This is a genomic window from Luteibacter sp. SG786, from assembly GCF_011759605.1.
Classification (GTDB): Bacteria; Pseudomonadota; Gammaproteobacteria; order Xanthomonadales; family Rhodanobacteraceae; genus Luteibacter.
In genome coordinates this window covers 854340-878036 of record NZ_JAAOYX010000001.1, presented here as the reverse complement: position 1 = coordinate 878036, position 23697 = coordinate 854340, and the positions used below count along the sequence as shown (strand labels likewise).

The 23697-nt window shown below is 66.5% G+C and carries 25 protein-coding genes and 1 tRNA gene; 18 read left to right on the top strand and 8 right to left on the bottom strand.

Annotation, left to right across the window (positions count from 1 at the left end):
* Positions 1-22: 22 nt before the first annotated feature.
* The 3 genes from FHS47_RS03815 to pcnB are packed head-to-tail and all read right to left on the bottom strand — an operon-like array spanning position 23 to position 3010.
* Positions 23-1108: a GlcNAc-transferase family protein gene (locus FHS47_RS03815; protein WP_167023167.1), complete on the bottom strand. Its 1086-nt coding sequence runs from the start codon at positions 1106-1108 to the stop codon at positions 23-25.
* A 58-nt stretch (positions 1109-1166) separates the two neighbouring features.
* Positions 1167-1649: a 2-amino-4-hydroxy-6-hydroxymethyldihydropteridine diphosphokinase gene (gene folK, locus FHS47_RS03810; RefSeq protein ID WP_167027621.1), complete on the bottom strand. Its 483-nt coding sequence runs from the start codon at positions 1647-1649 to the stop codon at positions 1167-1169.
* Positions 1649-3010, bottom strand: a complete 1362-nt coding sequence (gene pcnB / locus FHS47_RS03805) for a polynucleotide adenylyltransferase PcnB (protein ID WP_167023164.1) — start codon at positions 3008-3010, stop codon at positions 1649-1651. The genes folK and pcnB overlap by 1 nt, the downstream gene beginning before the upstream one ends.
* 180 nt (positions 3011-3190) lie before the next feature.
* Between pcnB and FHS47_RS03800 the strand changes: the two genes are divergently transcribed.
* Positions 3191-3266 (top strand) — tRNA-Glu (locus FHS47_RS03800).
* Positions 3267-3294: 28 nt separating this feature from the next.
* The gene (fdxA, locus tag FHS47_RS03795; protein WP_167023162.1) at positions 3295-3618 is read left to right on the top strand and encodes a ferredoxin FdxA; all 324 of its coding nucleotides are present in this window, start codon (positions 3295-3297) and stop codon (positions 3616-3618) included.
* A gap of 215 nt (positions 3619-3833) precedes the next feature.
* On the opposite strand, the gene FHS47_RS03790 is transcribed toward fdxA, so the two are convergent.
* Entirely contained in the window at positions 3834-4421 is a 588-nt protein-coding gene (locus FHS47_RS03790; RefSeq protein ID WP_167023159.1) for a hypothetical protein, read from the bottom strand.
* 20 nt (positions 4422-4441) lie between these two features.
* Positions 4442-5368: a 4-hydroxy-tetrahydrodipicolinate synthase gene (gene dapA, locus FHS47_RS03785; protein ID WP_247741269.1), complete on the bottom strand. Its 927-nt coding sequence runs from the start codon at positions 5366-5368 to the stop codon at positions 4442-4444.
* 131 nt (positions 5369-5499) lie between these two features.
* Here dapA and FHS47_RS03780 point away from each other — a divergent pair, with 131 nt between their 5' ends.
* The 7 genes from FHS47_RS03780 (at position 5500) to FHS47_RS03750 (ending at position 10818) form a co-directional block, all read left to right on the top strand.
* Positions 5500-6075 carry an ACT domain-containing protein gene (locus FHS47_RS03780; RefSeq protein ID WP_167023153.1) on the top strand — a complete coding sequence of 192 codons (576 nt, stop codon included), beginning with the start codon at positions 5500-5502 and terminating at the stop codon, positions 6073-6075.
* A gap of 26 nt (positions 6076-6101) precedes the next feature.
* Entirely contained in the window at positions 6102-6572 is a 471-nt protein-coding gene (locus FHS47_RS03775) for a peroxiredoxin (RefSeq protein ID WP_167023151.1), read from the top strand.
* 82 nt (positions 6573-6654) lie between these two features.
* On the top strand, positions 6655-8043 hold the full coding sequence (locus tag FHS47_RS03770; protein ID WP_167023148.1) for a PhoH family protein: 1389 nt from the start codon (positions 6655-6657) through the stop codon (positions 8041-8043).
* A 78-nt stretch (positions 8044-8121) separates the two neighbouring features.
* Positions 8122-8388, top strand: a complete 267-nt coding sequence (locus tag FHS47_RS03765; RefSeq protein ID WP_167023145.1) for a GIY-YIG nuclease family protein — start codon at positions 8122-8124, stop codon at positions 8386-8388.
* A gap of 130 nt (positions 8389-8518) precedes the next feature.
* Positions 8519-9289 (top strand): bifunctional hydroxymethylpyrimidine kinase/phosphomethylpyrimidine kinase, encoded by a 771-nt coding sequence (thiD, locus tag FHS47_RS03760; RefSeq protein WP_167023142.1) that lies wholly within the window; start codon positions 8519-8521, stop codon positions 9287-9289.
* Between the two features lie 76 nt (positions 9290-9365).
* Positions 9366-10313: an aspartyl/asparaginyl beta-hydroxylase domain-containing protein gene (locus FHS47_RS03755; RefSeq protein ID WP_167023139.1), complete on the top strand. Its 948-nt coding sequence runs from the start codon at positions 9366-9368 to the stop codon at positions 10311-10313.
* A gap of 43 nt (positions 10314-10356) precedes the next feature.
* On the top strand, positions 10357-10818 hold the full coding sequence (locus FHS47_RS03750; RefSeq protein WP_167023136.1) for a hypothetical protein: 462 nt from the start codon (positions 10357-10359) through the stop codon (positions 10816-10818).
* 156 nt (positions 10819-10974) lie between these two features.
* Here the strand turns inward: FHS47_RS03750 and FHS47_RS03745 are convergent, their stop codons facing one another.
* The 3 genes from FHS47_RS03745 to grxC all read right to left on the bottom strand — a co-directional run bounded on the left by FHS47_RS03745 (position 10975) and on the right by grxC (position 12763).
* The gene (locus FHS47_RS03745; protein WP_167023135.1) at positions 10975-11997 is read right to left on the bottom strand and encodes an isocitrate dehydrogenase; all 1023 of its coding nucleotides are present in this window, start codon (positions 11995-11997) and stop codon (positions 10975-10977) included.
* Positions 11998-12104: 107 nt separating this feature from the next.
* On the bottom strand, positions 12105-12494 hold the full coding sequence (locus tag FHS47_RS03740) for a carboxymuconolactone decarboxylase family protein (RefSeq protein ID WP_167023132.1): 390 nt from the start codon (positions 12492-12494) through the stop codon (positions 12105-12107).
* The gene (gene grxC, locus FHS47_RS03735; protein WP_167023129.1) at positions 12494-12763 is read right to left on the bottom strand and encodes a glutaredoxin 3; all 270 of its coding nucleotides are present in this window, start codon (positions 12761-12763) and stop codon (positions 12494-12496) included. Before grxC ends, FHS47_RS03740 begins: the two co-directional genes overlap by 1 nt.
* 158 nt (positions 12764-12921) lie before the next feature.
* Between grxC and FHS47_RS03730 the strand changes: the two genes are divergently transcribed.
* The 9 genes from FHS47_RS03730 to FHS47_RS03690 all read left to right on the top strand — a co-directional run bounded on the left by FHS47_RS03730 (position 12922) and on the right by FHS47_RS03690 (position 23671).
* A complete protein-coding gene (locus FHS47_RS03730) occupies positions 12922-14538 on the top strand; it encodes a M48 family metalloprotease (protein WP_167023127.1) in 1617 nt (538 codons plus the stop codon).
* A gap of 118 nt (positions 14539-14656) precedes the next feature.
* Positions 14657-15346, top strand: a complete 690-nt coding sequence (gene phoB, locus FHS47_RS03725) for a phosphate regulon transcriptional regulator PhoB (protein WP_166698972.1) — start codon at positions 14657-14659, stop codon at positions 15344-15346.
* A 241-nt stretch (positions 15347-15587) separates the two neighbouring features.
* On the top strand, positions 15588-16694 hold the full coding sequence (gene phoR, locus FHS47_RS03720) for a phosphate regulon sensor histidine kinase PhoR (protein ID WP_247741340.1): 1107 nt from the start codon (positions 15588-15590) through the stop codon (positions 16692-16694).
* A 78-nt stretch (positions 16695-16772) separates the two neighbouring features.
* The gene (ppk1, locus tag FHS47_RS03715; RefSeq protein WP_208381777.1) at positions 16773-18848 is read left to right on the top strand and encodes a polyphosphate kinase 1; all 2076 of its coding nucleotides are present in this window, start codon (positions 16773-16775) and stop codon (positions 18846-18848) included.
* Entirely contained in the window at positions 18845-19990 is a 1146-nt protein-coding gene (locus FHS47_RS03710; protein ID WP_208381776.1) for a glycosyltransferase, read from the top strand. Before ppk1 ends, FHS47_RS03710 begins: the two co-directional genes overlap by 4 nt.
* Positions 19987-20493 carry a hypothetical protein gene (locus FHS47_RS03705; RefSeq protein WP_167023118.1) on the top strand — a complete coding sequence of 169 codons (507 nt, stop codon included), beginning with the start codon at positions 19987-19989 and terminating at the stop codon, positions 20491-20493. The genes FHS47_RS03710 and FHS47_RS03705 overlap by 4 nt, the downstream gene beginning before the upstream one ends.
* A gap of 150 nt (positions 20494-20643) precedes the next feature.
* Positions 20644-22161 carry a Ppx/GppA phosphatase family protein gene (locus FHS47_RS03700; protein ID WP_167023115.1) on the top strand — a complete coding sequence of 506 codons (1518 nt, stop codon included), beginning with the start codon at positions 20644-20646 and terminating at the stop codon, positions 22159-22161.
* A gap of 65 nt (positions 22162-22226) precedes the next feature.
* Positions 22227-22949: a peptidylprolyl isomerase gene (locus tag FHS47_RS03695; protein WP_167023112.1), complete on the top strand. Its 723-nt coding sequence runs from the start codon at positions 22227-22229 to the stop codon at positions 22947-22949.
* Complete coding sequence (locus FHS47_RS03690) at positions 22946-23671, top strand: UDP-2,3-diacylglucosamine diphosphatase (protein WP_167023109.1); 726 nt, start codon at positions 22946-22948, stop codon at positions 23669-23671. The genes FHS47_RS03695 and FHS47_RS03690 overlap by 4 nt, the downstream gene beginning before the upstream one ends.
* The last annotated feature ends 26 nt before the right edge of the window (positions 23672-23697 follow it).

Here is a 23697-nt window from a genome sequence, read left to right as displayed (position 1 = left end):
GTCCGCCCAAAGTCGCGGTATCTCAAGGAACGCCCACCGCCGGTTTCAGTTTCGCTTCCCATTGGCCGCGCGGGAGGGCGAGGTCCGCATCCGACGGGGCGATGCGTGCGAACACCTCGGGCGTTGCCGAGCGCAGGGCGAAACAGATGCCCGCGTAACGCTCGTAGTCCTCCAGGCTCCGCTGCCGGCCCAGCCAGGGCACCGGCTCGGGCTCGCCATGCATGCCGAAGGCGGCTTCCGCCGCTGCCATGGCCCGCATGCCGAGCTGCGCGCCGTCGAGCGTCGTGTCGCCGCGCGCGAGCGCCTTCGCCTGGTCGTCCCAGACCTTGGGCATGCCCTGCCGTCCGTAGTAGTGCCAGAGCACGTGCCGGTGCGGATGGAAAAGGTCGTATCCATGCGTATACGCCCTCACGGCCAGCGTGATCTCCTCGGTGTTGAAGTAGTGATCGGGATCGGCAGGCACGTCGCAAACGAAACTCCCGTCAGTGAAGGCGAATCCCCCGCTGAAGAAGCGCGCACGCACGGGCGCTTTCCGCCCGGCGGGGGAATCGATGGTCGTGGAGCGGGTGCGCACCAACCCGGGACCGCCGAATTCCACGAAATCGATCTGGTAGCCGCGATCGCAATACGGAGGCGTCGGGTCGCCCGGCGCATAGGCCGGCGGGTGGGCAACGAGCACGGGGCGCGGGAATGCATGGGAACGGACATCCTCCAGCATCTGCACCAGGCTGGCATCCCAGTCGCGCGCGAAGCGATGGTGCGAATCCAGTTGCAGCGTGTAGCGCTCGCTCGCGAACCCCTGCTGGGCGACGGCCCTCGCCCACCCGCAGCCACGCGACTCGTGCATGGCGTAGTCGAAAAGCTGTACGACGGCACCGCGACGCGAAAGGCGGTGATGCAGGCGCCCGCCCACGATGCGGCTGCTCAGGGTGAATCCCCCGGCCTCGAAGTCGCCGGGGCTCTCGCTGCCGTCGTGCTGCCAGCAAACCGAAACGTGCAACCGGGACGGATGCCTCGCCTTGTCGACGAGATCCACCAGCGTGGGCAGCAGTTCCGGATCCCGATACGCGGGAATCTGCACGAAGATCGTATTCCCCTGTTCGTCCATGAGGGATTCCGTTGGGCGCCGTCCTGGCGCATACCCATGCTACGCCGTCGCGTCGCGCCTAGGAAAGGCGTTCGCAGCCCTGTGTATCAAGCGTTTCCAGCAATTCCGCGACGCGGCCTTGCCCGGGAATGTCGAGCGTGGCGTCGATGTCGGCCAGTGGCAGGAGCACGAAGGCACGCTGGGCCATGCGTGGATGCGGGATGTCGAGACGCTCGTCGTGGACAACCGCCGCCCCATGGAGAAGAAGATCAAGGTCCAGCGTACGCGGCCCCCACCGCGCCCCGTCTCGCACCCTGCCAAATGCACGCTCGGTCTCCAGCAGCACGTCGAGCAACGCGTGCGGGGGCAACGCCGTGTCGACCGAAACAACTGCGTTCACGAAGTCCGGTTGGTCAAGCACGCCCCAGGGGGCTGTCCGGTAGAAGGCGGAGCGCCCCGTCAGCGCCAGTTCCGGATGGTTCGCCAGCCGGGCGATGGCCGCTTCCAGGGTCTGCTGCGCATCGCCGAGATTGCCGCCCAGGCCGATGAAGGCGCGGGCGATCACGTGCCGCCCGAATCGCCCTTGCCGCGTCCGACGGGCTTGCGCCGGCGGCGGCGCTTTCTCGCCGGCGCACCCGAAGCCGCGGACGGCTCGTGCGGGGGAACACCGCCACCGCCAAGCGCCGCGGCCAGCATTTCCGGCGGAAGCTGTTGGGCATGCGCCCACCACTCGCCCAGCTCGCGCATGCGCGGCGACTCGTGGGCGCGAAGCAGCAGGAAGTCGAAGGCCGCGCGGAAACGCGGATGCGACATCAGGCGGAACACGCGCTTGCGATGGATCTGCTCGAAGCGCGGCTGCAACGCCCAGATTTCTTCCATCGTGAAGGTGAACCGGCGGGGGATGGCCACGCGCTGGCACTGTTCGCCCACCACGTGTACGGCGGCGCGCTGCCATGCCTCGTTGTCGTCGTAGCCCTGTGCGATCCAGCCCTGGGCCTGGTCGCGCACCTCGCCCCAGAGGAGCACCGCGTACAGGAAGGCGGGCGTCACCGACTTGCCTTCGGCGATGCGCGCGTCGGTGTTGGCAAGCCCCTGCTCGACGAGCGCGCGCAGCGCGAGGTCGCCACGCTCCAGTGCGCGAGCGGTCGCCGGGAAAAGGAACTTCAGGAGGCCGCAGGCCTCGAGCATCTTGAAGCTTTTCAGGCCGTGACCGGCCAGGAAGAGCTTCAGCGACTCGTCGAAGAGGCGAGCCGGCGCGGCCTCGCCCAGAAGGTGGCCGAGCGACGCGAACGGCGCGGCGGCGGCCGGATCGATGGTGAAGCCCAGCTTCGCCGCAAGGCGTGCGGCACGGAGCATGCGCACGGGATCTTCGCGGTAACGCTGCTCGGGATCGCCGATGAGACGCATGGTGCGGTCTTCGAGGTCGCGCATGCCGCCCACGTAGTCGCGCACGCTGAAGTCGGAGATGTCGTAATACAGGGCGTTCACCCGGAAGTCGCGACGCACGGCGTCTTCCTCGATGGTGCCCCATATGTTGTCGCGAACGATCCGTCCGTCGACGATGTGGCGGTCGCCTTCGCCGCCCTCTTCACCGGTGCCGCGAAAGGTGGCCACCTCGATGATTTCCGGGCCGAACACCACGTGCGCCAGCCGGAACCGGCGGCCGATGAGTCGGCAGTTGCGGAAGAGGCTTTTCACTTCGTCCGGTGTGGCGTCGGTGGCGACGTCGAAATCCTTCGGGTGCCCGCCCAGCAGCAGGTCGCGCACGGCGCCGCCGACGAGGTACGCCGCGAAGCCCGCGTCGTGCAGGCGGTAAAGCACGCGCAGCGCGGCCTTGCTGATGTTCTTGCGGGAAATGGAGTGCTGGTCGCGCGGGATGATGCGCAGTACCGGCGAAACGTCACTCCTGGTATCGGAATTCAAGCGGTCGAAGTCCTGGCGGGCGCCCCGGCGCCCTTCAAGTGGCTGCCCCCACCGGCTGCCGGTCGGGATGAATGGGCCCAATGTAACGAATTCGACCCGGTTCGACGAGCGGCAGGCAAACCCGTTGCCGGCCGTACGAATTCGGCTATACTAGCGCGCTTCGTACTTCGAGTACGACCCGCTCCCTTCGTCTAGTGGTCCAGGACACCGCCCTCTCAAGGCGGGAACACGAGTTCGAACCTCGTAGGGAGCGCCACTTTTCCTTCCGGCGCCGAACCGTTCGCATGACCTTTGTCGTTACCGACAACTGCATCAAGTGCAAATACACGGACTGCGTCGAGGTCTGCCCCGTGGACGCTTTCCACGAAGGCCCGAACTTTCTCGTGATCAATCCGGACGAGTGCATCGACTGCACCCTGTGCGAGCCGGAATGCCCGATCAACGCCATCTATCCGGAGGACGACGTTCCCGCCGGGCAGGAGACATTCGTGGCGCTCAATGCAGAGCTCTCGAAGGCGTGGCCGGTCATCACGGAGCGGAAGGACGGCCTTCCCGACGCCAAGGAATGGGAAGGCAAGCCAGGCAAGCTGGACCTTCTCGAGCGCTGAGGCCTCGTCGCGCGTGCCGTCGCTTTCGACAGCGCATCGCTCGTGTCACTACTGAATGCCCTGGTCCGCCGTATTGAACCGGCAGGTGTCCATCGACATTAAGTCGCAGGCGCCAGCAAGACGATTCGGCAAGGTCCGCCGCTTGCCCCTCGCAACGGTCGCAAAAAGAAACGCCGCCCCGGGGGCGGCGTTTCGGTTCAGCGGGCGCGGCGGATTTACTTGCTACCCATCCGGGACTTCAGCGCGTCGATGACACGCCGAACGCCGTCGGCGTCGCCTTGGGCGCGAACCTCGCTGCCGGTACCGCTGGGCGTGACAGCCAACTGCACGGCATGGGTGGCGCCGGAAGCGGACGCCGGAGCGTCCTTGGCGTCCTGGTCGGCGTTCTTGCCGGCGCCGAACATGCGGCGGAAGAAGCCCGGACGACCTTCCGGCTTACCGCGGTTCACCGCGATCTGGTAAGTGTGAGTGGCGTCGTCGTGCGACGTGACGGTACCGAGGTCGCCCACGCTCAGGAGCTCACCGATGCGCCGATAGGCGGCGTCGGCATCGTCGGCGAGGACGAAGCCGTCCGAAACGGGAGCCGCCTGGCTGGCCGAGCCGCCCGAAGCGCCGGAACCGGCGTCGGGAATGACAAGGGCGGCGCTGGTCGAAGGGGTATCGAGACCCGGCGGGATCTCCAGCGGAGCTTCCTGCTGGGCCCTTTCCCAATCCTTCTTGGAGCGGAACGCGCCGCAACCGGAAACGACCAGGACGGAGAGGAGCAGTGCCGGGACGACCAGCGCGTACGAGGTTTTCTTCATGTGAGTTCCGTTGTTGTGCTTCAGGCGGCAGACGCCAATGGTGCCAGAGCCGCAAGGGTTTCGCGTAGCCGTGTCAGCGCCGGACCTGGCTCCAGCGCCACCAGGGGCAGCCGCGGAGCCGCCGAGCCCAGCCCCAGCGCGGCCAGACCGGCCTTGACGGGAATGGGATTGGGCGCGCAGTTGAGGGCATCTACCAGTGGGGCAAGTCGCGCCGCGGCGTCCTTGGTACGCCCCACGTCGCCGGCACGAGCGGCGTCGCAGAGAGCCCGGAAGGCTTCCGGCACGAGATTGGACACGACGGAGATGGTCCCCGCGGCGCCGGCCAGCATGGCTTCGGGAGCCGAACCGTCGTCGCCGCTGAGGTAGACGAAATCGGCACGGATAAGTTCCGCGATGGCCTGAATGCGCTCGGCGTCGCCTCTGGCTTCCTTGATGCCGACGATGCCCGGATGGTCGCGCAACACGGCCACCGTTTCCGGCGCGATGTCGCAGCCAGTGCGCGGCGGCACGTTGTAGATGATGACGGGGAGCCCGCCCTCGTCGGCCACGGCGAGGAAGTGGCGGCGCAGGCCCTCCTGTGTCGGGCGCACGTAGAACGGTGCGACAACAAGCGCCGCGTCGGCCCCGAGGGCCCGGGCCCGCCGGGTGGTGGCGATGGTTTTCGCCGTGCCCGCCTCGCCGGTGCCGGCGATGACCGGGATGCGGCCGTTCACATGCTTCACGGCAAAGCTGAGCAGGCGCTCGTATTCGTCGTGCTCCAGGAAGTGCGATTCGCCCGTGGAACCCGCCACGACCACGGCCTGCGTACCGCCGGCCAGCTGCTGGTCGAGCAGGCGCGCGAAGGCGTTCAGATCGAGGGACCCGTCGGCGGCGAAAGGTGTCGCCAGCGCGGTGATGCTTCCTGAGATATCCAAGGCCAAACCCGTTGTGTCATCAGCCCTTCGCATGTTACCGGGGCCGTTCCGGCGCGTCCATTCGGCGCTGCGGCCGTCGGGAAGCCAAACGTGTCTTGCTAGTGCGCGACGCGGGCAAGTAAGCTGCCCCCAAAGCGTTGGTTCCGCGCCCCGCGGGACGCGCCATGGGTAAACCCGCCTTGAATCGTTCTGCAGCACGCAACGCCACCACCGACAACCAGCTCCTGATTTCGACGCTGTCGCCGGCGCATCGCGCGCCGATCCTGGCGCTTGCCAAGCGCATCGCGGACTCCGGTTGCAACCTCGCCGACGCCCGTGTGTCCACCATCGGCAACGACACGTCCGTCATGCTGCTGGCGGTCGGCGCCTGGGACGCCGTTGCCAAGCTCGAAACCTCGCTGGGCAAGCTCGGGCGCGACGAAGAACTGCAGATCGTGCACTACCGCACCACGCCGCGCGAACCCACCGCACACCTTCTTCCCTATCTGGTGGAAGTCATCGCCGCCGATCGGCCCGGCATCCTGGTGAAGATCATCGAATTCTTCTCCCGCCGAGACATCAGCGTGGAGCAGCTTTCGTCCATGCGGTACCAGGCCATGCAGACCGGCGCCGAGATGTTCCAGGCGCAGATCACCATCGGCATTCCCGCGGAAACGCACATCGCCGCGCTACGCGACGATTTCCTCGAACTTTGCGATGGCCTCAATCTCGACGCCATCATGGATCCTGTGAAATTCTGAAATCACAAGGAGCGGCAGACGTACGCATGACCGGCAAGGGCAAGAAGCTTCCCAAACTCGAAGGCCCCCTCGGCGACGGCAGCACGCTGTCCCTGTCTTCACTCCAAGGCCGATGGGTCGTCGTCTTCTTCTACCCCAAGGACAACACCCCCGGCTGTACGAACGAGGCCAAGGATTTCCGCGACCTTTACGCGGCGTTCCAGGCCCGCAATGCCGAGGTGATCGGGGTGTCCCGCGATTCGGTGCGCTCGCACGCGAACTTCGCCGCCAAGCACGAACTTCCCTTCCCGCTCGTTTCCGACGCCGACGAAACCTGGTGCAAGGCGTTCGACGTCATCCACGAGAAGGTTCTCTATGGCAAACGCTATCTCGGCGTGGTCCGCAGCACCTTCCTCATCGATCCCAGCGGCCGCCTGGCCGCGGAATGGCGCGGCATCAAGATTCCCGGCCATGCGCAGGCCGTTCTAGACACACTGTTGAGTGTTCCAACCGCGTGACGGATACCGCGTCAGGCGGGTTCCCCCTCCGGCCGTCGCCGCGCGGCCGGCAATCGCAACCTCCGCATGAGGTCACTTCCGCATGACCGGAAGCAAGCGCATCTACGCCCTCGACACCAACGTGCTTCTGCACGACCCGACCGCTCTGTTCCGCTTCGAGGAACACGATGTCTTCATCCCCATGACCGTGCTGGAGGAACTGGACGAGAAGAAGAAAGGCGGATCGGAAGTTTCTCGGAACGGACGCCAGGTAAGCCGGTTCCTCAACGAACTGATCGAGCGCGGCAACGGCCACGGCATTCGCGACGGTCTTGAACTCACCAATCCGCAGGGCGTGAATCTGAAACGCGGCGCGGTGGGGCGGCTGTTCTTCCAGCAGCGCGCCGGGCACGGCAACGGCAAGGCCGACAACCAGATCCTGGCGTCGGTGATCGACCTGCGCGACCAGTTCCCCGACCGACCCGTCATCCTCGTCACCAAGGACATCAATCTCCGGATCAAGGCGTCCATCTACGGCATCACCGCGGAAGACTACGAGAACGACCGTGCCCTGGACGATTTCGCCCTGCTGTTCACGGGTTCGGACGCATTGCCCGAGGACTTCTGGAGCCTCCATCCGGAGTTGCGCTCCTGGAACGAGCGCGGCCGCACGTTCTACGAAGTGAACGTTCGTGACGACGAGCTCTGGTACCCCAATCAGTGCCTGTACATGCCGGGCGAGAACGACGTGGAACTGCGCGTGCTCGAGATCACCGGCGACGAAGACGCACGCAAGGCGAAGCTCGTCCTGCTCGATGACCACACCCATGCCGCGCATGGCGTCTGGGGCATCGCGGCGCGCAATCGCGAACAGAACTTCGCGCTCAACCTCCTGATGGATCCGGACGTGGACTTCGTCACGCTCCTCGGCACGGCAGGCACCGGCAAGACGCTGCTCGCCCTTGCCGCGGGCCTTGCGCAAGTGATGGACCAGCAGCGCTATCGCGAAATCATCATGACCCGCGCCACCGTCTCAGTGGGCGAGGATATCGGCTTCCTGCCCGGCACGGAGGAAGAGAAGATGACACCGTGGATGGGCGCCCTCACCGACAACCTCGAAGTGCTCGCCAACCCGGAGGAAGGCGGCTCGTGGGGCCGCCAGGCCACGAACGACCTGCTGGCTTCCCGCGTGAAGATCCGCTCGCTCAACTTCATGCGCGGCCGCACGTTCCTGAGCCGTTACCTGATCATCGACGAGGCGCAGAACCTGACGCCGAAGCAGATGAAGACCTTGATCACGCGTGCCGGTCCCGGCACGAAGATCGTCTGCCTGGGCAACGTGGAACAGATCGATACACCGTACCTCACCGAAACCACCTCCGGCCTCACCTACGCCGTGGACCGCTTCAAGATGTGGGCCCATTCGGGGCACATCACGCTGAAGCGCGGCGAGCGGTCCAGGCTGGCGGATTTCGCTTCGGAAGCGTTGTAAAGGGAAACACGGGCGCCGGCACGAGGCCGGCGCCCGCTTCATGGAGAGCTTCGCGTGGAAAGGAATCCTTGCGTCTACATGCTGGCATCCGGCCGGAACGGCACGCTCTACATCGGCGTGACGAGCGATCTCGCCAAGCGGGTCTGGCAGCACAAGGGGAAGTTCGTTTTAGGGTTCAGCGCAGAGCACGCGGTCGATCGACTGGTGTGGTTCGAGATGCATGTGACGATGGAGTCGGCGATTCTTCGGGAGAAGGCGCTGAAACGTTGGAAGCGGGCTTGGAAGATCAGGCTGATCGAAGAGCGCAATCCATACTGGAACGACCTGTTCGAGGGCCTCTTGTGAGGCCTGAGTCACTGGGCCCCTGCCTTCGCAGGGGCGACGGCCCCGAAAGACCCAGAATTCTCCAACACCGTCGTTCCTGCGAAGGCAGGAACCCAGCGCCTTGCGCACGAGGACCGACTATCCTCAACGCATGACCAAACCCAACACCCTCACCATCGCCGGCTCCGACTCCGGTGGCGGTGCCGGCATCCAGGCCGATCTGAAGACCTTCCACGCGCGCGGCACGCACGGCCTCACTGCCGTCACGGCGATCACCTCGCAGAACACGCGTGGCGTCACCGCGGTGCACACCCTGCCCCTCGTACACATCCGCAGCCAGATCGAGGCGGTCTTTGACGACTTCCCCATTGCCGCCGTGAAGACCGGCATGCTCGGCAGCGCGGCCGTCACTCGCCTCGTGGCGCGGGAGATGCAGCGGCGCAAGCCGCCGTGGCTGGTGGTAGACCCCGTCATGATCGCCACCAGCGGCGCACGCCTGCTGGACGAGGATGCGATGGACGCGCTCGTGAACCGATTGATCCCACTGGCGGACGTGGTCACGCCCAACCTGCCTGAGGCCGAAGCCCTGCTGGGCCGCCCTGTGGGCCGCGACATCGACGCCGCAGGTGCGGACCTGCTCGCCCTCGGCGCCCGGGCCGTGCTTCTCAAGGGAGGCCATGCACGGGGACGGGACATCGTGGATCGCTATTACGACGCGGACGGCGTGCTGGAGATCCGCCATCCCCGCCTGCCGTTCGAAGGCCACGGCAGTGGCTGCACGCTCGCCTCCGCCCTCGCCGCCGAACTGGCGCGAGGCAAGCCGCCACGCGCCGCGGCCCGCGCAGCACTGGCCTGGGTGAACAAGGCCTTCCAGCGCGCCTGGCGGCCGGGTGCCGGCGCCGCCCACGTGCTCGGCCACTGAGGCCGGAGTATCCTATGCGCGTTGATACGGGCCGAAAGCGGCCGTATGTATCGCCCGTTCCCCTCGAGTCCATCGCATGAATTTCCTCGGGCCACGCTTCATCGTCCTTTACGTGCTGATCCTCTTCACGCTGTGCGTGTTGCTGGTTCATCTGCGCGGGCGCTCGCGCCTGCGCTTCGACCGCCAACTGGTCGACCATTCGGCCATCTTCGCGCCGTACAACCTGCTGATGTACGCCTTCTCGGCCGTGCCTGCGCGCCCCATCCTCGATCGCAGCGGCTTCCCCCAGCTCGACCTGCTTCAGGCGAATTGGCAGACCATTCGCGAAGAAGCCCTGCACCTGTTCGACGAGGGTTTCATCCGGTCCGCGGAGAAGCACAACGACGCCTCGTTCAATTCCTTCTTCAAACAAGGCTGGAAGCGCTTCTACCTCAAGTGGTACGGGGAGCCGCTCGCGTCCGCTGAGGCGCTGTGCCCCGAAACGGTGAAGCTGCTCAACGCCATTCCCAGCGTGAAGGCGGCGATGTTCGCGCTGCTTCCGCCGGGCAGCAAGCTCAACCCCCACCGCGATCCGTTCGCCGGGTCGTTGCGCTACCACCTCGGCCTCATCACGCCGAACTCCGACGACTGCCGCATCTTCGTCGACGGCGAGATGCACGCGTGGCGCGACGGCAAGGACGTGGTCTTCGACGAAACCTACGTGCACTGGGCGGAAAACCGCAGCAATCAGACGCGGGTGATCCTGTTCGCCGACGTGGAACGCCCGCTCAAGAGCCGCCTGATGACAGCGATCAACAAGCGCGTGGGCGCGTTCATGGGTTCGATCACCGCATCGCCCAACAGCGACGACGGCAAGGAGCAGGTCGGCTTCGTCAATCGCATGTTCGCGCTCAACCAGCGCGGCCGCGAGCGTACGCGGCGGTTCAAGAAGGCGAATCCGAAGCTGTTCCGCGTGCTGAAATACATCGGCATCGTGCTGCTGATCTGGCTTATCTTCCTCGCGCCTTATCCGTTCTTTCGCTGAGCCATAGCGAACCGGAAAGAGTCTTTCCGCCAAGGAGTCATCCATGAAGCACATGGTGTTCTGCCTGGGAATGCTCGCCGCGACGTTCACTGCTTCCGCTTCGCCGCCGCCCGACGACATGAGAGCGCTGGTCGACCGACTGGTCGATGACACGGCGAAGGATTCCGCCAGCGAGGCGCGCGCCTTCGACCGGCTTATGCATCTCGGCAGCGCCGCTGTTCCTTACATCGTGGCCCGCCTGGGCGACGGCCGGCGCCTCCCCGAACAATCCATCTGGGTCAGACGCCATGGACACGAGGATCGCCAATACCATCCCTGGTACGTGCATGACGGCCTCGAAGCGGTACTGAACGAACTCACCGGCTTCACCATGGGTCCGCAGAACGGCCATCTTCTGAAATCCCAGCGCGAGAAGAACACACGCAAGTGGGTGGCGTGGTGCGTGCAACGTTATCCCATGAAAGCGGACGTGTGCCGGTCGGGGCGGACGTCGGATATGCAATAAGCGGCGTCTTGTGGGAGCCGGCAGTGCCGGCGATCCCGCGGCAGCGGGCAATCCCGTCGCGAGCACCCATCGCCGCTGAAGCGGCTCCTACACAAAGCCGCTTAAAAAAAAGCCCCGCTCTTCGGCGGGGCTTTTCGCTGGTGCTGTTCCGAGGGCTTACGCCGTGGCGCGAATCCGCTCCACGATGGCGTCGCCGAAGGTGTCGGTGGTGCCGGTGCCGCCCACGTCCGGCGTGGTGCGGTCACGGGCGTCCATCACGTCGCGGATGGCGCTGCGCAGGCGGGTAGCCTTGGCGACCATGTCGAGGTGGTCCAGCATGTCGGCCGCGGCGAGCAGCAGCGCGCAGGGATTGGCCTTCTTCTGGCCCGCGATGTCCGGCGCCGAGCCGTGCACGGCTTCGAAGATGGCCGCGTCCTTGCCGATGTTCGCGCCCGGCGCGAGGCCGAGGCCGCCGACGAGACCGGCGCAAAGGTCGGAGAGGATGTCGCCGAACAGGTTGGTGGTGACGATCACGTCGAACTGGTACGGGTTCATCACCAGCTGCATGCAGGCGTTGTCCACGATCATCTCGCTGAATTCGAGATCGGGGTAATCCTTCGCCACTTCACGCGCCACGTCGAGGAACAGGCCCGACGAGGTCTTCATGATGTTCGCCTTGTGCACGGCCGTGACCTTCTTGCGGCCCTTCTTGCGCGCCATCTCGAAACCGTAGCGGCAGATGCGCTCCATGCCGGGGCGGGTATTGCGGATGACCGACACGGCCACCTCGTTCTCGCCTTCACCCTCGCGCGTCTGGCCTTCGGCCATGTACGCGCCCATGGTGTTCTCGCGCACCGTGATGATGTCGATGTTCTCGTAGCGCGCCTTCGTGCCGGGGAAGCTGATGGCCGGACGCACGTTGGCGTAGAGGTCGAACTTGCGGCGCAAGGTGACGTTGATCGAGGTGAAGCCACCGCCGATCGGGGTGGTCAGCGGGCCCTTCAAGGCCACCTTGTGCTTCGCGATGGCATCGATCGTGGCCTGGGGAAGGAGATCGCCATGCTTTTCGAGCGCCACCACGCCGGCGTCCACGTAGTCGTAGGTGAGGCCGCAGTCGAGCGCGTCGAGGACGCGGATGGTCGCGTCCATGATCTCTGGGCCGATACCGTCGCCGGGAATCACGGCAATGGTCTTGCTCATGGGGGATACTCCTGAAGGGAAGCGAAGCGCGCGAATGGGACGCGGGCGGGGAGGAAAATCGCCCAATTATCGGCGATCCGCCCCGCTTCCTTCAAGGATCGAGCGCTTCAGGCGGCCGTGTGGTCGGCACAGGCGGCGGCGTCCGGCGAGGCCTCGCCTTCCAGGGAGTCGAGGAAATCCACGGCGCGGCGCAGGTGCGGAATCACGATGGAGCCGCCCACCACCAGCCCGACGCTGAATACCTCGAAGAACTCGTCGCGATTCACCCCGGCTTCCTTGCACTGGGCCACGTGGTAGCTGATGCAATCGTCGCAGCGAAGCACCATGGAGGCCACCAGACCCAGCATCTCCTTGGTCTTCACATCCAGGGCGCCCTCGCGGTAAGTCTGGGTGTCGAGCGCGAAGAAGCGCCGCACCACCTGATTGTCCTCGGCGAGGATCCGCTCGTTCATCCGCTTGCGAAACGCGGTGAACTCCTCCACGCGATCGCCGGCCATCAGTGCGCCGCCTCGAGGATCTGGGCCAGGCGGCCGCTGCGGTCGGCGGCGGCCAGGTCGTCGAACCCGCCCACGTGCGTGCCGTTGATGAATATCTGGGGCACCGTGCGCCGGCCGCCGCTCTTTTCGAGCATGACGTCGCGTTGGGACGGGTCGGAATCGATTCGCACCTCGTTCCAGGACAGGCCCTTGGCCTTCAGCAGGTTCTTGGCGGCCACGCAATACGGGCAAACGGCGGTGGAATAGATGGTGATGTCGGGGGCGGACATGGGAAGGATTTCTCCAGTCGGAATGGGCGCAAGATGGCGACCGGGAGCGGATTTTGCAAGGCAGGCGAACCCGCGGGCGGCGCCGTGGTCCAAGCCATCCCACCGTCCTGCCCGTGGAAGGCACCTCATCGTTTGGTGATGGTATCGTCGTTCGACCTATGCGCCTCTCTTTCCCCCGCCCTGCCCTAGCCGCCGCCATCGCCCTCGCAACGTTCGTCGCGGGAGCCCAGGACGCCGTCCGCCTGCCCGACCTGGGCAGTTCCGCCAATGCCCTGATCAGCCCGCGCGAGGCCGACCAGTACGGCGCGATGATGCTGCGCCAGATGCACGCGCTGGACATGACCGTCGACGACGCGCTGCTCGACCAGTACATCAACGACCTGGGTTACCGCCTGGTGGCCGCCAGCGACCGGCCGAAAGACCACTTCTCGTTCTTCATCGTGCGCGACGACCAGATCAATGCCTTTGCCGCCCCTGGCGGCTACATCGGCGTGAACTCCGGGCTGATCGACATCACCAGCAGCGAAAGCGAGTTGGCCGGCGTCATCGCGCACGAAATCGGCCACATCACCCAGAACCACCTCTACCGGGCGTTCGAGGACTCCAAGAAGAACGCCCCGCTCATGGCGCTGGTGCTGCTTGGCGCCATCGCCGCCGGCGCAGGCGGCGGGGCCGGGGATGCGGCCCCGGCCGTGCTCATGGGCGGCCAGGGCCTGCTGCTGCAGCGGCAGATCAACTTCACCCGCAAGGACGAGGTGGAGGCCGATCGCGTCGGCATCCAGACCCTCGCCAACGCCGGTTTCGACCCGAACGCCATGGCAGGGTTCTTCGGCCGCATGCAGGACACGCTCCGCGTCGGCGAAGGCGAGGAAGCCCTGCCCGCCCTGCTCCAGACTCACCCCGTCACCCTGGCCCGCATCAGCGACGCCAAGGCGCGGGCGCGTGTGCTGGAGGAGCGCCAGGCCAACAAGCCCCGCCTGCCCACGATCGACAAGGCCACCTGGGAAAAGAGCACCGCCCCGGTGCTCTTCGTGAAAGATCCAACCACCCTCGTGACCCCCACCTCGACCGCCCCCAAGGAAAGCGTGGGCGACACCTATGCGCTGATGCGCGAACGCGTGCGCGTGCTTTCCGGCGACGCACGAAAGCTCGCCAGCTACTACGCCACCAACCTCAAGCGGAAAGATTTCGACACCGCGGCGAACCGGTACGGCTACGCGCTCGCCCTGATCCGCAGCAGCCAGGGGGCCCTGGCGGTCGAGCAGCTCCAGCCGCTGCTGGCCAGCCAACCCGGCAACGTGGTGATCCGTCTGGCCATGGCCGACGCGTACGAGGATGCCGGCCGGCACGGCGACGCCATGGCCATCTACAAGGCCCTGCACGACAACTCGCCCCGGAACCGGGCGGTGGCCCTGGGCTACGCGCGGGCGCTCGCGAACAGCGGCCGGATCGACGACGCCCGCACCGCCACAACCCTGCTCCGCCCGCTGCTCGACGACAGCGACGATCCCGAGATATTCCGCACGTTCGCCCGGGCCAGCGAACGCTCGGGCGACACCGTGCGGGCCGCCGAAGCCTACGCCGACAGTGCCTACCTCTCCGGCCGTCCCTTCGACGCCATGGAGCAGCTACGCCGCCTGCTCAAGCGAGACGACCTCGACTACTACCAGCGATCGCGCATCCAGGCCCGCATCAGCGACCTCACCCCCCTCCTCCTGGAACTCCGGAAGAAGCGGGTGGCGACCGACGACAACCCGGACGGCCGGAGCCAGTAGCCACCGGCACCTCGCCACATGGCGTGTCATCCCCATTCCCGCCAATGTGACGATTGTCATTGCCGTGTAACACAGCACCGCTGCAATATGACCGTCATAGCCAACGAATGGTCACAGCGTGCATAAGCGCATCCTCATCGTGGAAGACGAAGCATCGATTCGCGACATGGTCGCCTTCGCGCTTCGCAAGGCGGGCATGGACGCGGCGCACGCCGCCGACGCCCGCGCCGCACAGATGGCCATCTCCGAGCGGGTTCCGGACCTCATCCTGCTCGACTGGATGCTGCCCGGCACGAGCGGGCTGGAACTGGCCCGACGCCTCCGCCGGGAAGAGCTTTCCCGGGAAATCCCCATCATCATGCTCACCGCCCGCGGTGAGGAGATGGACCGGGTGAACGGCCTGGAGGCCGGCGTCGACGACTACGTGATCAAGCCGTTCTCCACCCGGGAGCTGATCGCCCGCATCAAGGCGGTGCTGCGCCGCAGCCAGGGCGACGACGGTTCCGGCGTGGTCGAACTGGGCGGGCTGCGCATCGACGGCCCGGCGCACCGCGTGTTCGCGGGCGAGGACGCCGTACCCATCGGGCCCACGGAATACCGCCTGCTCTTCTTCTTCATGACCCACCCGGAGCGCGTGTACTCGCGCGCCCAGCTCCTGGATCACGTGTGGGGCGGCAGCGTGTACGTGGAGGAACGCACGGTGGACGTGCACATTCGCCGCCTTCGCAAGACGCTGGAACCCTGGAAGCTGGACGACATGGTGCAGACCGTTCGCGGCGCCGGCTACCGGTTCTCGTCGAACACCTAGGTGTGCGCCTGGGCTTTCGCGGGCCAGCCGCGCTATGGTGGGTGACACCAGACCGTCACCGGCCGACCGCATGACCGAGCGCTTCACCACCACCTGGCGATTGCCGGCCGCCTGCGCCGCACTGCTCGTGCTGGGCGGTGCCGTCGGCGCGCTCGCGGGTTCGGCTTCCTCCGGCATCGCCGTGGTCGCCGTAGCGCAAACCGTCGTGTTGTTGTCGCTGTTCCGTCACAAGGCGCGGCCAATGTTGCAATCGTCCGCCACGCCCCATCCTGAGCATGACCGTCTGATGACTCGCACCCGCCGAATCGCCTCCCGCCTGCGCGACCTGCGCAGCGCGGCCGGCACCCTCCCCGACGCCGTGGTGCTCCTCGACCACGGGCTGCACGTCCGCTGGTTCAATCACGCCGCGGAAGACCTGCTCGGCCTGAAAGCGCCCCGCGACCGCGGCCGCTCGATCGAGGAACTGCTGCGCAACTCCGAACTGTCCGAATGGCTGGCCGACGGCGCGCACGAGCCGTTGAACGACGTCACCGCGCCGGGCCACCCCAACCGGAACGTCACCGCCACGCTGCTGCCCTTCGGAAGCCGGCAGCGCCTGTTGCTGGCCCGCGACACCAGCCACCTCACCCGGCTGGAACAGATCCGCCGCGACTTTGTCGCCAACGTGTCGCACGAGCTGCGCACCCCGCTCACCGTGATACACGGTTACCTCGAACTGCTCGACCCGGAAGACGTACCCGAACTGGCCCCCGTGCTCGACGAGATGCGTGCGCAATCCAAGCGCATGGGACAGATCGTGGAAGACCTGCTCACATTGTCGCGCCTGGAGACACAAGAGCACGTGGCCGAGGAACACGTGCAGATGCCGCCGCTCCTGGCCAGCCTGCGCAAGGAAGCCGAGGCGCTCAGCCAGGGGCGCCATACGGTCTCCCTGGACATCGCCACTTCTTACGATCTGCTCGGCTCGCAGAAGGACCTGCACAGCGCGTTCTCGAACCTGGTGAGCAATGCCATTCGCTACACCCCCACCGGCGGACGCATCGCCATTCGCTGGGCGGAGGTCGAGGGCGGCGCACGGTTCTCCGTGCACGATTCCGGGTTCGGCATTCCCGCCGCGCACATCGCCCGGCTCACCGAGCGCTTTTATCGGGTCTCCTCCAGCCGCTCCCGTGATTCGGGCGGCACAGGCCTTGGCCTGTCGATCGTGAAGCACGTGCTCAACCTGCACCAGGCGCGCCTGTCGATCGAGAGCGAGCCGGGCAAGGGCTCCACCTTTGCCTGCGTTTTCGGTAGCGAGCGGCTGCTGGACGGCACGCGGCTGCAGGAAGTTGCCGGCCTCCACCCCTGATGGCTTGCTGCGTCGCCGCTTTCCCGCACGATCGCCGATGAGCCACCATCGGCACCCATGAGCGAATCAGTGGAACGCATGAGCAAGACCGTGGACCTCGGCGCCCCCGAGCTATACATCAACCGCGAACTGGCGGCACTGGAATTCAACTTCCGCGTGCTCGCCCAGGCCCGCGATCCCGACGTGCCTGTGCTGGAACGGCTGCGCTACCTCACCATCGTCAGCAACAACCTCGACGAGTACTTCGAGGTGCGTGTGGCGGTGCTGAAGCACAAGCACACGCTGGGGGCGGCCGTGCCCGGGGCCGACGGCCTCACGTCCAGCGAGATCCTGGCGCGTATCCGCGAGCGGGCGCTGGCCCTGGTCGCCGAGATCTTCGACACGTGGCGCGAGCAGCTTCTTCCCGCCATGGAAGCCGAGGGCATCCGCTTTCTCACTCCCGATGGCTGGAGCGACAAGCAGCGGCGCTGGCTGCAAGGCTATTTCCAGAACGAGGTGATGCCGGTGCTGTCGCCCCTGGGCCTCGATCCGGCGCATCCGTTTCCCCGCATCCTCAACAAGACACTGAACCTCGCGGTGGTGCTCAAGGGCCGCGACGCGTTCGGCCGGGAGGGCCACATGGCGCTGGTACGGGCGCCGCGCTCCCTCCCACGCATCATCCGCCTGCCCGCCGAAGTTTCCGGCGGCGATGGCGACTTCGTCTTCCTTGCCGAAGTACTGCAGGCGTTCGCCGATGAGATTTTTCCTGGGTTCGAGGTGTGCGCCACCTATCAGTTCCGGGTCACCCGCAACAGCGAACTGGTGGTGGAGGAAGCCGAGGTCGAGAACCTCGCGCGCGCACTCAAGGAAGAACTGGCGGGACGCGGCTACGCGCGTCCCGTGCGCCTCGAGGTCGGGGCCGACTGCCCGCGCGCCATCACCGAGATGCTCATAGCGAACTTCGACCTCGAGGAAACCGACGTTTATCGCTGCGAGGGTCCCGTCAACATCATTCGCGCCGGCGTGATCTACGATCAGGTCGACCGGCCCGAACTGAAGTTCCCGCGTTTCACGCCGCGGCTTTCGCCCGCGTTCGAAAAAGGCCTGAACGAATTCGACGTGCTCGGCACGCGCGACGTGCTGCTGCATCATCCCTACGAGTCTTTCGCTTCCGTGGTCGAACTGCTTCGGCGCGCGGTGGACGATCCGGGCGTGCTCGCGATCAAGCAGACACTGTACCGCGCGGGAAAGGATTCGCCCCTGGTCGACCTGCTGGTGGAAGCCGCCCGCAACGGAAAAGACGTCACCGTGGTGGTCGAACTGCGGGCCCGTTTCGACGAGGAAGCCAACATCGGTCTGGCGAACCGCCTGCAGGAAGCGGGCGTGCAGGTCGTGTATGGCGTGGTGGGTTACAAGACGCACGCGAAGATGCTGCTGATCGTGCGCCGCGAAGGCGGCGGCCTTCGCCGTTACGTCCACCTGTCCACCGGCAACTACCACCAGGGCAACAGCCGCGGCTACACCGACATCGGCCTGATGACGGCGAACGCGGAAATCGGCGAGGACATCCACAAGGTGTTCCAGCAGCTTTCCGGCCTGGGACCGATGATCCAGTTGAAGCGCCTGCTGCATTCGCCCTTCACGCTCTACTCCAGCGTCATGGGCAAGATCGAGCGGGAGACCGAGCACGCGCGTAACGGGCGTCCGGGCCGCATCGTCGCGAAGTTGAATGCGCTCAACGAGGCGCATGTGGTCGAGGCGCTGTACCGCGCGTCGATGGCCGGCGTGCAGATCGACCTCATCATTCGCGGCGCCTGCACGTTGCGGCCCGGCATCCCGGGCGTTTCGGAGAACATCCGGGTGCGCTCCATCGTGGGCCGGTTCCTGGAGCACAGCCGCGTGTACTGGTTCGGTAACGACGGCTCACCGGAGTTGTACTGCGCCAGCGCCGACTGGATGGAACGCAACCTCATGCGGCGCATCGAGGTCGGCGTGCCCATTCTGCAGCCCGAACTGGCGCGCCGCGTCTATGAGGAAACGCTGGACAACTACCTGCGCGACAACACGCAGGCGTGGCTCCTGGGCAGCGATGGGCGCTACACGCGCAGCCAACCGGCCACGGGCGAGGCGCCGCATTCGGCGCAGCAGGCCCTGCTAGCGGCCTATAGCGCGTGAAGCGTCGCGTCCTCCTCCTGTCGGTGTCGGCGGGCGCGGGGCATGTCCGCGCCGCGCAAGCGCTGGAAGCGGCCGTGTCGTCGCTGGCAATGGAGGGACACGAGGTCGAGGCCCGCCACCTCGACGTCATGGATTACGTGCCGGCGAGCTTCCGTCGCATCTACGCGGACTTCTACCTGCGCCTCATCACCCGGCATCCGCAGGTGTGGGGAATGCTCTACCGCATCACCGACGACACGCATCCCGATGCGCTCACCCAGCGCATGCGCCGCACGATCGAACGACTGCACACGCGCCGCCTGCGCGCCGCCATCGCCCATTTCGCGCCGCACGCGATCGTCTGCACGCATTTCCTCCCCGCCGAACTGCTCGCCCGGCAGATTCGCAAGGGCCGTATCGACGTGCCCGTCTGGTTGCAGGTCACCGATTTCGACCTGCATCGCATGTGGGTCATTCCCGGCATGACGGGCTACTTCGCCGCCAGCGAGGAAATCGCCCAACGCATGCGGGCCGTGGGCCTTCCGGAGACCCGCGTGCACACCACCGGGATACCGGTGATGCCCGCCTTCGCAGGTCCGCACGACCGCCACGCGCTGGCGGCGGAATTCGGCATCGATCCGGCCCGGCCCGCGTATCTCATGATGGGCGGCGGCGCCGGCGTCGGTGCGCTGGATCGACTCGCGGAGTCGCTGCTCTCGGCCGGCGACACCTTCCAGCTGGTGGTCCTTGCCGGCCGCAACGCGGCGATGCTCGAGCGCCTGCGCGCCCTGGCAGCATCCCGCTATAGGGGGCGCCTTTTCCCGCAGGGTTATACACAGCACGTCGACCGCCTGATGGCCTGCTGCGACCTGGCCATCACCAAGCCCGGGGGCCTCACCACGTCGGAATGCCTCGCGATGGGCCTGCCCATGATCGTCAACGCGCCCATCCCCGGCCAGGAAGAACGGAATGCCGACTACCTCATGGAACAGGGCGCGGCGTGGAAGGCCATCGACGCCGTGTCGCTCGCCTGGCGCATCGACCGTCTGCAAGCGGAGCCGGCGCGCCTGGCCGCGATGGCGGCGAACGCACGCGCCATCGGCCGACCCCACGCGGCACGCGAAGTGATCGCCACGGTCCTGGGTCACATGGGCCACGCATGAGCCATTCCCCGCGTCGCCGCGTCGTCGCCGCTTTGACGACCGCTCTCTTCACGCTTGTCCTCGCCTTCTTCTTCGCGCACGTGGAGATCGAGATCGAAGGTCCGCACGGCTGGGCCACGAGCCTGCCTACCTGGCGCGTGGAGAACCACTGGCTGCTGGATTTGTTCTGGGGCGGACGGGCAATGACGGGCTATCACGCCTGGGTGTTTCCGTTCATCGCGCTCTTTTTCCACTTCCCCATGGTGTTTCGCGGGTTCTGGAGCTGGCGCGCGCAAGTGCGGGCGATCGCATGCGTGATGCTGTTCTGGGTGGCCGAAGACGGGCTCTGGTTCGTGCTCAACCCGGCCTTCGGCCTCGCGCGCTTCAATCCCGTGGACGTGCCGTGGCACCGCCACTGGTGGGGGCCCGCGCCAACGGATTACTGGGTCTTCGGCTTCCTCTGCATCCTGTTGTTCGTGCTTTCGGCGATGCCGAAGCCTCGTGCTGTGACAGGGCCGTCCTGATCGCCCCTGTGTGGGAGCCGCTTCAGCGGCGATGGGGGCTTGCCGGCACCTTGCCCGCTGCCGCGGGATCGCCGCTGAAGCGGCTCCCACAAAAGGCGGCTTCTACACTCTCCTTTACACTCACCTTGCCAGCCATGACAGAATTCGCCGATGGCATCGACAGGTAAATCTCAGATCAACGAAGGCGAGCTGCTCGCCGCGGTGGATCTAGGTTCCAACAGCTTCCACATGGTGGTGGCGCGTTACGAACACGGCGAACCCCGTGTCATCGACCGGCTACGGGATTCCGTGCGCATGGCCGTCGGCCTGCGACCGGACGGCACGCTGGACGCCAGCCACAGGGCCGCCGCGCTTGCCAGTCTCGCGCGCTTCGGCCAGCGCATCGCGGGCATTCCCGCCCTGCACGTGCGCGCCGTGGCCACCAACACGGTGCGCCGCCTGGCTGCGCCGCACGCTTTCCTCTCCGCCGCCGAGGCCGCCCTGGGTCATCCGGTGGAGATCGTGTCCGGCCGCGAGGAAGGCCGCCTGATCTTCCTCGGCGCGGCGCACGACCTGCCCGCATCGCGCGACCATCGGCTGGTGATCGACATCGGCGGCGGCAGCACCGAATTCATCGTCGGCCGAGGCACCTCGCCCATCCTCACCGAGAGCGTGCAGGTCGGCTGCATCGCCAGCACGATGCGTTTCTTTCCGGGCGGCAAGATCACGCGCAAGCGCTGGTTGCGCGCGCGCCGCGAGATCGGCGTGCTGCTCCAGCAGTTCTCCGAGGATTATCGCGAAGCGGGCTGGGCAGATGCCTACGGCTCCTCCGGCACAGCGAAGGCCATTGGTGCGGTCGTGCGCGCCATGAAGCTTTCCGACGACGGCATCACGCCGGAATCGCTGGCCGCGGTGCGCGAGGCCCTGATCGAGCAAGGCTCGTCCGACGTCCTGAAATTGCCCGGGCTTGCCGAGGATCGGGCCGCGGTGTTCGCCGGCGGCGTGGCGATCTTCGAAGCCGCCTTCGACGCGTTGGGAATCGACAGGCTGCGTGTGTCGGAAAGCTCCATGCGGGAAGGCCTGCTCTGGGATCTCATCGGCCGTTCGGCAGGTACCGACCCGCGCATGGCCAGCATCGACTCCCTTGCAGCCCGCTATGGCGTGGACCGCGCGCAGGCGCGCCGTGTGGAAACCACCGCCCTGGCCCTCTTCGACCAGCTGGCCAAGGTATGGAAACTCGACGACGACGCACGCGAGTGGTTGTCGTGGGCCGCGCGGGTGCACGAACTCGGCCTCGCCATCGCGCACAGCCAGCACCACCGTCATGGCGCTTATATCCTGCGCAACGCCGACCTCGCGGGTTTCTCTCGCCAGGAACAGCAACTGCTCGCGGCCATCGTCGAGTTGCACCGGCGCAAGCCGGAGAAGTCGGTCATCTCGGCGCTGCCGGCGCGCTACCGCACGCTGGCCCGGCACATCACCGCCATCCTCCGTCTTGCCGTGCTGTTCCGGCGGGCGCGCCGGGCCGAAGCGCTGCCGCGTATCCGTGTCGTGGCCACCCGGCAGCGCCTGCGGCTGTCGCTGCCCGCCGACTGGCTCGACCAGCATCCGCTCACGGAAGCCGACCTGGAGCAAGAGCGCGAGCCGCTGGCGGAACTGGGGCTGGAACTCGAGATCGTCACCGAATGAGCGGGATACGTCCGGCAAAGGGGCGTATCATCTCGTGGATGTTTCGACGTAACGACCGGTTGCCCATGTTAAGAGCCGTACTCGCCAGCGCCCTTCTCGCCCTGCCCGCCACCCTCCTGGCCCAGCAGGGCGCCAAACCGGCGACTCCGCCCCCCGCCGCCGTCGAGCACCCGAAAGTGGTCATGCATACGAGCCAGGGGGAATTCACCCTCGAGCTGTACCCGGAAAAGGCGCCCAAGAGCGTCGCCAACTTCCTCCAGTACGTGCGTGACGGTTTCTACGACGGCACCGTGTTTCATCGCGTGGTGAACGGCTACATGGTTCAGGGCGGCCTTTACAGTCGCGACCTCACACAGCGCCGTACCCGCGCCGCCATTCCCAGCGAGGCCGACAACGGCCTGTCGAACCTGCGCGGCACGGTGGCCGTGGCCCGCGGCACCGACCCCAACTCCGGCACGTCGCAGTTCTTCGTCAATCTCGTCGACAACCGCCGGCTCGATTACGTCGGCAACCAGAGCAGCCTGACCTGGGGCTTCGCGGTGTTCGGCAAGGTCGTGTCCGGCATGGACACCATCGACAAGATTGCAGCCCTGCCGACGCGTGCCCAGGGCCCGTTCGTCGGCGATGTGCCGAATCCGCTGGTGGTCATCGAATCGGCCAACGTGGTCGGCGAAGAGAAAGCCGCGCCGGCCCGCTCGTCCACGGCACCGCCGACCGCGCAGCCGACCGCGCCGGCCGCGCCCGGCAAGGGCCAGAAGAAAGCTTCCACGCCGCCGAAGGCCGCATGAGCACGCTCTTCATCGCGGATCTGCACCTCGACGAGGCGCGCCCGGACATCACCGCGCTATTCGAGCGGTTCCTCGCGTCGGAGGAAGCCCGCACGGCCCGCGCGTTCTACATCCTCGGCGACCTGGTGGAAGCCTGGATCGGCGACGATGACGATGCGGAGCTCCCCACGCGGATCGCGGCCGCCACGCGCGGCCTGCACGACGCAGGCGTGCCCGTGTATTTCATGGTGGGCAACCGGGACTTCCTGCTCGGGCCGGCGTTCGCGGCACGTGCGGGCATGACCTTGCTCGACGACGGTACCGTGCACGACATCGAAGGCGAGCCCACGTTGTTGATGCACGGCGACGTGCTCTGCACCGACGACACCGAGTACCAGGCCGTGCGCGCGCAGGTGCGCACCGAGGCCTGGAAGACGCAGATACTCGCCATGCCGTTGGAAGCACGCCGCGCGTTCGCTGCGAAAGCGCGCAACGACAGCAAGTCGCGCACCGGCCGCATCGACGAGACGATCATGGACGTGAACCAGGGCGCCGTCGAAAACGCCATGCGGCAAGCTGGCGTGCGCCGGCTGGTGCATGGACACACGCATCGCCCGGCGATCCACGATTTTGCGCTGGACGGCGCGAACGCACAGCGCATCGTGCTGGGCGACTGGTACGACCATGGGTCGGTGCTGCGCATCGAAGGGCCTTCGGTCGAACTGCGCGGGCTGACGCTCTAAGGGCTTTGTGTGTGGGGCTTTTTGTG

Coding starts and splice junctions, on each gene's coding strand:
- FHS47_RS03700 (WP_167023115.1), top strand. CDS start 20,644: ATGGCATCGACAGGTAAATCTCAGATCAACGAAGGCGAGCTGCTCGCC.
- FHS47_RS03780 (WP_167023153.1), top strand. CDS start 5,500: ATGGGTAAACCCGCCTTGAATCGTTCTGCAGCACGCAACGCCACCACC.
- FHS47_RS03755 (WP_167023139.1), top strand. CDS start 9,366: ATGAATTTCCTCGGGCCACGCTTCATCGTCCTTTACGTGCTGATCCTC.
- FHS47_RS03730 (WP_167023127.1), top strand. CDS start 12,922: ATGCGCCTCTCTTTCCCCCGCCCTGCCCTAGCCGCCGCCATCGCCCTC.
- FHS47_RS03765 (WP_167023145.1), top strand. CDS start 8,122: ATGCTGGCATCCGGCCGGAACGGCACGCTCTACATCGGCGTGACGAGC.
- ppk1 (WP_208381777.1), top strand. CDS start 16,773: ATGAGCAAGACCGTGGACCTCGGCGCCCCCGAGCTATACATCAACCGC.
- grxC (WP_167023129.1), bottom strand. CDS start 12,763: ATGTCCGCCCCCGACATCACCATCTATTCCACCGCCGTTTGCCCGTAT.
- dapA (WP_247741269.1), bottom strand. CDS start 5,368: ATGCGAAGGGCTGATGACACAACGGGTTTGGCCTTGGATATCTCAGGA.
- FHS47_RS03695 (WP_167023112.1), top strand. CDS start 22,227: ATGTTAAGAGCCGTACTCGCCAGCGCCCTTCTCGCCCTGCCCGCCACC.
- FHS47_RS03690 (WP_167023109.1), top strand. CDS start 22,946: ATGAGCACGCTCTTCATCGCGGATCTGCACCTCGACGAGGCGCGCCCG.
- FHS47_RS03740 (WP_167023132.1), bottom strand. CDS start 12,494: ATGGCCGGCGATCGCGTGGAGGAGTTCACCGCGTTTCGCAAGCGGATG.
- FHS47_RS03705 (WP_167023118.1), top strand. CDS start 19,987: ATGAGCCATTCCCCGCGTCGCCGCGTCGTCGCCGCTTTGACGACCGCT.
- FHS47_RS03750 (WP_167023136.1), top strand. CDS start 10,357: ATGAAGCACATGGTGTTCTGCCTGGGAATGCTCGCCGCGACGTTCACT.
- thiD (WP_167023142.1), top strand. CDS start 8,519: ATGACCAAACCCAACACCCTCACCATCGCCGGCTCCGACTCCGGTGGC.
- FHS47_RS03775 (WP_167023151.1), top strand. CDS start 6,102: ATGACCGGCAAGGGCAAGAAGCTTCCCAAACTCGAAGGCCCCCTCGGC.
- fdxA (WP_167023162.1), top strand. CDS start 3,295: ATGACCTTTGTCGTTACCGACAACTGCATCAAGTGCAAATACACGGAC.
- FHS47_RS03770 (WP_167023148.1), top strand. CDS start 6,655: ATGACCGGAAGCAAGCGCATCTACGCCCTCGACACCAACGTGCTTCTG.
- FHS47_RS03815 (WP_167023167.1), bottom strand. CDS start 1,108: ATGGACGAACAGGGGAATACGATCTTCGTGCAGATTCCCGCGTATCGG.
- FHS47_RS03790 (WP_167023159.1), bottom strand. CDS start 4,421: ATGAAGAAAACCTCGTACGCGCTGGTCGTCCCGGCACTGCTCCTCTCC.
- phoR (WP_247741340.1), top strand. CDS start 15,588: ATGTTGCAATCGTCCGCCACGCCCCATCCTGAGCATGACCGTCTGATG.
- FHS47_RS03745 (WP_167023135.1), bottom strand. CDS start 11,997: ATGAGCAAGACCATTGCCGTGATTCCCGGCGACGGTATCGGCCCAGAG.